The organism is Stenotrophomonas sp. PS02298, assembly GCF_029959445.1.
Taxonomy (GTDB): Bacteria; Pseudomonadota; Gammaproteobacteria; order Xanthomonadales; family Xanthomonadaceae; genus Stenotrophomonas.
The window spans coordinates 1-7,540 of sequence record NZ_JASCOR010000189.1 but is presented as its reverse complement, the minus strand read 5'-3'; the positions used below and the strand labels follow the sequence as shown (position 1 = coordinate 7,540).

The window sequence follows — 7,540 nt, the reverse complement described above, 5'->3', positions numbered from 1 at the left end:
CCGCGGCGGGGGTGGGGGGCGGCCCCCCCCCCCCCCCCCCCCCCCCGCCGCCCGCGGGGGGAGGGGAGGGTTGGGGAGGGGAGCTCTCCGCAGCCCCCCAAAACCTGAATACCACCCTCCCCCACATTGCATCCGGGCCGCACCGGCCCCATGATCTTCACAGGGCCGCCGATGGCCCGCTTCACCTGCACAACAGAAACCCGGGCGGCGCCGACAAAGCGTCGCCTTTTGCTTGTTCTTCAATCAGATAAGGAATTCCCATGACCAGCCACAGCGGTCTGCCACCATCCATCGTTGTTTCCACCCGTGACATGGCCCGCCTTGAGGCCCTGCTGGACTCCCCGGCACTGAGCCGGCACCCGGCCGCTGTTGCCCTTGCGCAGGAACTTGAGCGCGCGCAGGTGCTGCCGCCGGAAGAAATCCCCGAAGGCATCGTCACCATGCACTCCCGCGTGGACTGCGAAGACGAACTGCACAACGAAAAACATTCCCTGACCCTGGTCTATCCGCACGAAGCGGACTTCGACAAGGGCCGCGTGTCCGTGCTGGCACCGGTCGGCAGTGCCCTGCTGGGCTTGTCGGTTGGCCAGACCATCGACTGGACCGCACCCGGCGGCCGCAAGCTGCGCCTGCGCGTCACCGCCGTTCACTATCAGCCCGAAGCGGCTGGTGATTTCCACCGCTGAGCGCGTTCCGCGCCGCACCTGCAACAGGAAACCATGATGTCCCAGGCCCCCTCCAAGCTCGCCCAGCTGCGTGAACTGTCCGTCGTCGTCGCCGATACCGGCGATTACGACGCCATCAAGCGCCTGCGTCCGGTCGACTGCACCACCAACCCGACGCTGGTGAAGAAAGCCCTCGACCTGCCGGTCTATGCCGGCCTGATCGAGCGCGAGCTGCAGTGGGGCCGCGCCCAATCCGGTGACAAGCAGGCCATCGCCAATGCCGTGGTTGATCGCCTGACGGTCGGCGTCGGCACCATGCTGGCCGAACTGGTGCCGGGCCGCGTATCCACCGAAGTGGATGCCGACCAGGCGCACAACACCGAGGCTACCGTCGCCAAGGCCCGCGAGTTCATCGCCATGTACGAAGCGGCCGGCGTGCCGCGCAGCAAGGTGCTGATCAAGATCGCCGCGACCTGGGCCGGCGTCGAAGCCGCACGCGTACTGCAGGCCGAAGGCATCGACTGCAACCTGACCCTGATCTTCAACCCGACCCAGGCCCTGGCCTGCTCGGAAGCCGGCTCCTTCCTGATCTCGCCGTTCGTCGGCCGCATCCTGGACTGGTACGTGGCCAACGGCCAGACCCCGGCCAGCATTGATGAAGACCCGGGCGTGGTGTTCGTGCGCGGCGTGTTCGCCGAGTTCAAGCGTCGCGGTTCCAGCACCGTTGTCATGGGTGCGTCGTTCCGTTCGACTGCGCAGATTGAAGCGCTGGCTGGCTGTGATCGTCTGACGATCTCGCCGGACCTGCTGGAGAAGCTGGATGCTGACTTCGGCGAGCTGCCGCGCAAGCTGGTGGCTGGTGCTGCTGAAGCGGTGAACGTCGCTGCGATTGATGAAGCGAAGTTCGATGCCGATATGGCGGCTGATCCGATGGCTACCGAGAAGCTGGCTACGGGTATTGAGGCGTTTGCGAAGGATCTGCAGACCTTGCGTCAGCGGATTTTGGATGAGTTGGGCGGCTGAGGCTGGCCCAACAGACTGCACAAGGCTTTATGTCTGCCTTCTCCTGCCGGCGGGACATCAGCCCCCTTTTTGGGAGCAAGGCCCGCCCCCTGCGAAGGCAAGAGGAGGATGAGGAAATTTTTGATGTTCCTCCGCTGCCCCCGTTTGTGGGGCTTCAACGATCACGCAGGGCGTCAGCCTCATGGAGCCGCTGACGCAGCCGCGCCGGATCGAAAGCCAGCTTCTGAACACCCCAGCGGCGTTGCACAGACGTCCCGGATTCACTGGAAGGACGCGCACGTGCCGCCGCCAGACGAACGGCCTCGGCAAGCTCCACTGAAACTGGCGCAGCGCCCAGCAACATGACCGTCTCCAATGTGGCGCCAAGGTCCTTGACGCTGGCCAGCGACATCCGCGCCAGGTCCTTTCTCAAGAGCTTCATCTCCGGAGCCGAAAGCCACCGTGCCACAGCCGCTTCCGCGCCACGGTCATGCGGGCCTTCAAACGCTTGGGCGAGGGGGCTGGTGAGCACGGACATGGTTGATGGCTTCCCGGATATTGATCCGCAGCAAGTTCGGATTATGCCCCACGGCCGTCTCCGCCGCTTCAAGGGCGAGCCGTTCCAGTTCATCGGCATCCAGATGACCATCGGCAGCCAGAGCAGCAACATCTTCCTGGTCATGCGGGGCCCAGCGGGCCATCTTGCTGATCGCAAGATCTTCCGGAGCCAGGACGTAGACCTCCAGCTTCCCCTTGCCGCCCAGCTTGTCGCCAAGGCGGATTGAGCGCGCCACGTAGTCCTCGTGCATGAGTGCAAAGACTGGCGTGTAGTTGCGGTCGATATGGATGGCACGGGTCCTACCCTCATCGTCCACGTAAGCCATCACGTCGTCGATCGGGAGGAAATGCCGGTAGCCTGTACCCTCCAGACTGAACTCTGCGTCCACGTCGGCAGTCACGCGAACTCCAACCCAATAGTGGACGGCAACCCCCCCGGCAAGGAACGCCTTGATGGGCTCCTTCAGCTCGGGCAACTGATCGGCTTGCAGATCAAACAGCTGGCGAACCGCATTGATCAAAGGAGAGTAGATGGTGGCCATATCGTTCCCGGTCGTCCTGCACTGGCTGAAGTCTAAACGGCGGAAACTTCGCTGGCATGAAGAACCTCTCTCTGCCCCCGCTTTCTTTCGCCGCGAGTAGCCAGTCAGAATTTGCGGCTTGAGAGGCTGGACTACCCACCACCCTGGCAAACACTAGAAAATCCCAAGCTCCAGCCCCGCCGCGAGCAACCCACCTAATTCCCTGCCACGTTCCAGCTTTTCCTGCGGCAAGTTCTTGAGCGCGGTGATCGCCTCAGCCGTCTGTGCCTGCGTACATACCAGCACCGGCTCGGCCACTTCCTTCAAACGCAACCCCAAAGCCACCCTGCGCAACTGCGCAATCGTCGGCTGACCATCCGATCCAGCACATACCAGCAGCGCATACGGCTTGCCCTCGCAGCGCCCCAACAGCGGGTAATAGCTGCGATCAAAGAAATCCTTCATCGCCCCGCTCATCGAGGCCAATGTCTCCGGCGTGGCGAACACCACCGCATCGGCAGCAAGCACATCGTCCGCACCGGCATCTGCAGCGCGCAAGGCAATCACCTGCACCGCATCACCCGTACTCTCGCGGGCACCCTGCAGCAACGCACCCACCATCGCCGCAGTAGCGCCGGTGAAGCTGTGCCACACCACCAGTAAACGGCGCGGTGTGGCACTCACTGCTCAGACATCCAGGCCAATCGGGCAGCTCACACCGGTACCGCCGATGCCGCAATAACCATTGGGATTCTTGGCCAGATACTGCTGGTGGTAATCCTCGGCGTAGTAGAACGGCGGTGCCGGAAACAGGATCTCGGTGGTGATCTCGCCGAAACCAGAAGCAGTCAGCTGCTGCTGGTAAGCAGCACGGCTGGCAAGCGCCGCGTCGTACTGTTCCTGCGTGTGGCAGTAGATCGCCGAGCGGTACTGGGTGCCGGTGTCGTTGCCCTGGCGCATGCCCTGGGTGGGATTGTGGTTCTCCCAGAAGGTGCGCAGCACCGTCTCCAGCGTGACCTGTGCCGGGTCAAACACCACCCGCACCACCTCGGTGTGGCCGGTAAGACCCGAACAGGCTTCTTCATACGTAGGGTTCGGGGTAACACCGCCCTGGTAGCCCACCGCCGTGGTCACCACGCCCGGCAGCTGCCAGAACTTGCGCTCGGCACCCCAGAAACAGCCCAGGCCCACGTCCAGTACCTGCAATCCGTCGAAATCAGCCTGCAAGGGCTGGCCGTTGACGAAATGCTGGTTGTGCAGCGGCAACGGTGTGTCCCGCCCCGGCAACGCTTCCTCCGGGCGCGGCACGCGCTGCTTGAACGCGCCGATACCCAGTATTCCCTGGCCGATTCCCAACATGTCAGCTCCTCAGGCCGGGAGGAATCCCGGCGCTTCATCGTCATCCAAGATGGGGTCGGCGGGGCCATCGTCCAAGCCCAGCGCGGCAACGATGTCCTCGGCCTCGGGCTTGGCCGAATCCGGCACGCAGACCCGCAGCAGGCCAAACAAGGGCAGTTCGCCGCCCGCGCCCAGCAAGGACTCACCGAACACGAAGGCCGGGATGCCCGCGTCCTCCAGCGCATGCTTGACCAGATGCGCGTCGAACAGGTTGTTGCTCTGGTAGATCAGCTGCATGGGATTCTCCGTTCAAACCGGCTGGCGCAGGTCATCAGTGGCCGCGACGTGCTCGCTTTCCGCTGCACCGGCCTGCCGCCACTCGCGCAGCGCCGGCAGCGCCAACAGCGCCTGCAGATACTCGCCGGCAACACCTTCTGCAGCCACGCCATAGCCGTCGAAGCGTACCGCCACCGGCGCGAACATCGCATCGACGATGCCGAATTGGCCGAACAGAAACTCCCCGCCCGCGCCGTATTGCCGGCGCAGCTCGCTCCACAGTGCGCGGATACGGTTGATGTCGGCCTGGGCGGCGGCGTCCCAGCGGTCGCCATCCGGCTGGCGCCGGCTGTTCATCGGCAGCTGGCTGCGCAGCGCGGTGAAACCTGAATGCATCTCGGCCGCGGCAGCCCGCGCCACCGCGCGTTGCACCAGATCGGCCGGCCAGCCGCGTCCGCCCAGCCAGCGCTCGTTGGCGTACTCGCAGATGGCCAGCGAATCCCAGACCAGCAGCGCGCCATCGCGCAGCGCGGGCACCTTGCCGGTGGGCGAATGCTGCAGCACTTCGCTGGCAAAACCAGGCGTATCCAAGGCCAGCCGCACCTCATCGAACTCCACCCCGAAGTGGCGCAGCAGCAGCCACGGGCGTAGCGACCAGGACGAGTAGTTCTTGTTGCCGATCACCAGAACGGGGCGGTCCATCAGTGCCAATCCATGGGGCGGGAGGCCCCAGCATAGCCCCGTCCCGGCAACCAGCGCCCGGCTCGGCTAAACTTGCGGTTTACTTCAATACACTGCGTCCCCCATGTCCGAGAACACGCCTGCTGTCGCTGCCACGCCGGAAAACGCTCCCGAAAAGCGCGATTTCATCCGTCAGATCGTCCGTGAGGACCTGTCCAGCGGCAAGCACACGGCCATCAAGACCCGCTTCCCGCCCGAGCCCAATGGCTACCTGCACATCGGCCACGCCAAGTCGATCTGCCTGAACTTCGGCATCGCCGGCGAGTTTGGCGGCGTCTGCAACCTGCGCTTCGATGACACCAACCCGGCCAAGGAAGACCCGGAATACGTGCAGGCCATCCAGGACGACGTGCGCTGGCTGGGCTTCGAATGGAACGAGCTGCGCCACGCCTCGGACTACTTCGACGCCTATTACCTGGCCGCACAGAAGCTGATCCGCGACGGCAAGGCCTATGTCTGCGACCTGTCGGCCGAGGAAGTGCGCGCCTACCGCGGCTCGCTGACCGAGCCGGGCCGCCCCTCGCCGTACCGCGAGCGCAGCGTCGAGGAAAACCTGGACCTGTTCGCCCGCATGCGCGCCGGTGAGTTCGCCGATGGCGCCCGCACCGTGCGCGCCAAGATCGACATGGCCAGCGGCAACATCAACCTGCGCGACCCGGCGATCTACCGCATCAAGCACGTCGAGCACCAGAACACCGGCAATGCCTGGCCTATCTACCCGATGTATGACTTCGCGCATGCGCTGGGCGATTCGCTGGAAGGCATCACCCATTCGCTGTGCACGCTGGAATTCGAAGACCACCGCCCGCTGTACGACTGGTGCGTGGACAACGTCGACTACGCCCACGACAACGCCTTGACCCAGCCGCTGGTCGACAAGGGCCTGCCGCGCGAAGCCGCCAAGCCGCGCCAGATCGAGTTCTCGCGCCTGAACATCAACTACACGGTGATGAGCAAGCGCAAGCTGATGGCGCTGGTCACCGAAAACCTGGTCGATGGTTGGGAAGACCCGCGCATGCCGACCCTGCAGGGCCTGCGCCGTCGTGGTTACACCCCGGCAGCGATGCGCCTGTTCGCCGAGCGCGTGGGCATTTCCAAGCAGAACTCGCTGATCGATTTCAGCGTGTTGGAAGGCGCCCTGCGCGAAGACCTGGACAGTGCTGCGGCACGCCGCATGGCAGTGATCGATCCGCTCAAGCTGGTGCTGACCAATCTGCCGGAAGGCCACGAGGAATCACTGAGCTTCAGCAACCACCCGAAGGACGAAAGCTTCGGCAGCCGCGACGTGCCGTTCTCGCGTGAGCTGTGGATCGAGCGCGAAGACTTCGCCGAAGTACCGCCGAAGGGTTGGAAGCGCCTGGTCCCGGGCGGCGAAGTGCGCCTGCGTGGTGCCGGCATCGCCCGCGTCGATGAAGTGATCAAGAACGATGCCGGCGAGATCGTCGAGCTGCGCGGCTGGCTGGACCCGGAATCGCGCCCGGGCATGGAAGGCGCCAACCGAAAGATCAAGGGCACCATCCATTGGGTCAGCGCCCAGCACGCGGTGGAAGCCGAAGTGCGCCTGTACGACCGCCTGTTCTCGGTCGCCAACCCGGACGATGAATCCGACGGCAAGACCTACCGCGATTACCTGAATCCGGAATCGCGCAAGGTCGTCACCGGCTACGTCGAACCGGCCGCCGCGCTGGCTACGCCGGAGCTCAGCTACCAGTTCGAGCGCACCGGCTACTTCGTCGCCGACCGCCGCGATCACACCCCGGCCAAGCCGGTGTTCAACCGCAGCGTGACCCTGCGCGATACCTGGTCGGCCTGATCGGGATGGGTGGGGTTGCCGGCTGACAGCCCGGTAACCCCCTGCTCACACGCTACGCGGCTACCATGGCCGCGTGCCCAGAACAGGATTCGCCCATGTTCCGTCTGTCACTGCTGCTCTGCCTGCTGCTTGCGATCACCGCCTGCAGTTCACCGGCTGCCACTGCGCCGGTCACCTCGCAAACGCCCGCGCCGGTCCCGGCCAGCAAACAATCAAGCCCTGCCAAACCTGCTACCACGCCCGTCGTGGTCGACAGCAGCTGCAAGGTCGACGCCGATTGCACCGTGAAGAACGTCGGCAACTGCTGCGGTTATTACCCGGCCTGCGTCAACGTCAACAGCCCCACCGACCCGGCCGGCGTACAGGCCAGCTGCCAGGCCAAGGGCATGATGAGTGTCTGTGGATTCGCCGAGATCCAGGGCTGTAGTTGCGTCAACGGCCAGTGCGCGTCAGCCGGCAGCAGCGATCCACTGCGCCAGCCAATGACAGAGAATCCCGCTGCGGAGCGCTGAGCAAGCGCAATGCGCTCCGAACGTAGCCCGGGTAAGCGCAGCGCACCCGGGATCGGTGACCGATCATCTGGAAGACAACTGGATCCCCTTGTCCCGGGTGCGCTGCGCTTACCC

At 64.6% G+C, this 7,540-nt stretch carries 10 protein-coding genes; 4 read left to right on the top strand and 6 right to left on the bottom strand.

Features of this window, described 5'->3' with window-relative positions:
* Window positions 1–260: 260 nt before the first annotated feature.
* Both rnk and QMX78_RS18855 read left to right on the top strand, forming a co-directional pair.
* The gene (gene rnk, locus QMX78_RS18860; protein WP_282272444.1) at window positions 261–686 is read left to right on the top strand and encodes a nucleoside diphosphate kinase regulator; all 426 of its coding nucleotides are present in this window, start codon (window positions 261–263) and stop codon (window positions 684–686) included.
* 33 nt (window positions 687–719) lie between these two features.
* The gene (locus tag QMX78_RS18855) at window positions 720–1,688 is read left to right on the top strand and encodes a transaldolase (RefSeq protein WP_282272442.1); all 969 of its coding nucleotides are present in this window, start codon (window positions 720–722) and stop codon (window positions 1,686–1,688) included.
* 154 nt (window positions 1,689–1,842) lie between these two features.
* Here QMX78_RS18855 and QMX78_RS18850 read toward each other — a convergent pair whose 3' ends face one another.
* The 6 genes from QMX78_RS18850 to QMX78_RS18825 all read right to left on the bottom strand — a co-directional run bounded on the left by QMX78_RS18850 (window position 1,843) and on the right by QMX78_RS18825 (window position 5,062).
* Window positions 1,843–2,109 carry a hypothetical protein gene (locus QMX78_RS18850; protein WP_282272440.1) on the bottom strand — a complete coding sequence of 89 codons (267 nt, stop codon included), beginning with the start codon at window positions 2,107–2,109 and terminating at the stop codon, window positions 1,843–1,845.
* A 58-nt stretch (window positions 2,110–2,167) separates the two neighbouring features.
* Window positions 2,168–2,767, bottom strand: a complete 600-nt coding sequence (locus QMX78_RS18845; protein WP_282272438.1) for a DUF6036 family nucleotidyltransferase — start codon at window positions 2,765–2,767, stop codon at window positions 2,168–2,170.
* Between the two features lie 153 nt (window positions 2,768–2,920).
* Complete coding sequence (locus QMX78_RS18840) at window positions 2,921–3,430, bottom strand: NAD(P)H-dependent oxidoreductase (protein ID WP_282272436.1); 510 nt, start codon at window positions 3,428–3,430, stop codon at window positions 2,921–2,923.
* Between the two features lie 3 nt (window positions 3,431–3,433).
* Complete coding sequence (gene msrA, locus QMX78_RS18835; RefSeq protein ID WP_282272446.1) at window positions 3,434–4,084, bottom strand: peptide-methionine (S)-S-oxide reductase MsrA; 651 nt, start codon at window positions 4,082–4,084, stop codon at window positions 3,434–3,436.
* A gap of 30 nt (window positions 4,085–4,114) precedes the next feature.
* Window positions 4,115–4,381 carry a DUF2007 domain-containing protein gene (locus tag QMX78_RS18830; RefSeq protein ID WP_282272434.1) on the bottom strand — a complete coding sequence of 89 codons (267 nt, stop codon included), beginning with the start codon at window positions 4,379–4,381 and terminating at the stop codon, window positions 4,115–4,117.
* Window positions 4,382–4,393: 12 nt separating this feature from the next.
* Complete coding sequence (locus QMX78_RS18825; protein ID WP_282272432.1) at window positions 4,394–5,062, bottom strand: glutathione S-transferase family protein; 669 nt, start codon at window positions 5,060–5,062, stop codon at window positions 4,394–4,396.
* A gap of 103 nt (window positions 5,063–5,165) precedes the next feature.
* Between QMX78_RS18825 and QMX78_RS18820 the strand changes: the two genes are divergently transcribed.
* Both QMX78_RS18820 and QMX78_RS18815 read left to right on the top strand, forming a co-directional pair.
* Entirely contained in the window at window positions 5,166–6,914 is a 1,749-nt protein-coding gene (locus QMX78_RS18820) for a glutamine--tRNA ligase/YqeY domain fusion protein (protein ID WP_282272430.1), read from the top strand.
* Window positions 6,915–7,009: 95 nt separating this feature from the next.
* The gene (locus QMX78_RS18815) at window positions 7,010–7,426 is read left to right on the top strand and encodes a hypothetical protein (RefSeq protein ID WP_282272428.1); all 417 of its coding nucleotides are present in this window, start codon (window positions 7,010–7,012) and stop codon (window positions 7,424–7,426) included.
* Window positions 7,427–7,540 lie beyond the last annotated feature (114 nt).

Coding starts and splice junctions, on each gene's coding strand:
- QMX78_RS18850 (WP_282272440.1), bottom strand. CDS start 2,109: ATGAAGCTCTTGAGAAAGGACCTGGCGCGGATGTCGCTGGCCAGCGTC.
- QMX78_RS18825 (WP_282272432.1), bottom strand. CDS start 5,062: ATGGACCGCCCCGTTCTGGTGATCGGCAACAAGAACTACTCGTCCTGG.
- QMX78_RS18855 (WP_282272442.1), top strand. CDS start 720: ATGATGTCCCAGGCCCCCTCCAAGCTCGCCCAGCTGCGTGAACTGTCC.
- rnk (WP_282272444.1), top strand. CDS start 261: ATGACCAGCCACAGCGGTCTGCCACCATCCATCGTTGTTTCCACCCGT.
- QMX78_RS18845 (WP_282272438.1), bottom strand. CDS start 2,767: ATGGCCACCATCTACTCTCCTTTGATCAATGCGGTTCGCCAGCTGTTT.
- QMX78_RS18815 (WP_282272428.1), top strand. CDS start 7,010: ATGTTCCGTCTGTCACTGCTGCTCTGCCTGCTGCTTGCGATCACCGCC.
- QMX78_RS18820 (WP_282272430.1), top strand. CDS start 5,166: ATGTCCGAGAACACGCCTGCTGTCGCTGCCACGCCGGAAAACGCTCCC.
- QMX78_RS18830 (WP_282272434.1), bottom strand. CDS start 4,381: ATGCAGCTGATCTACCAGAGCAACAACCTGTTCGACGCGCATCTGGTC.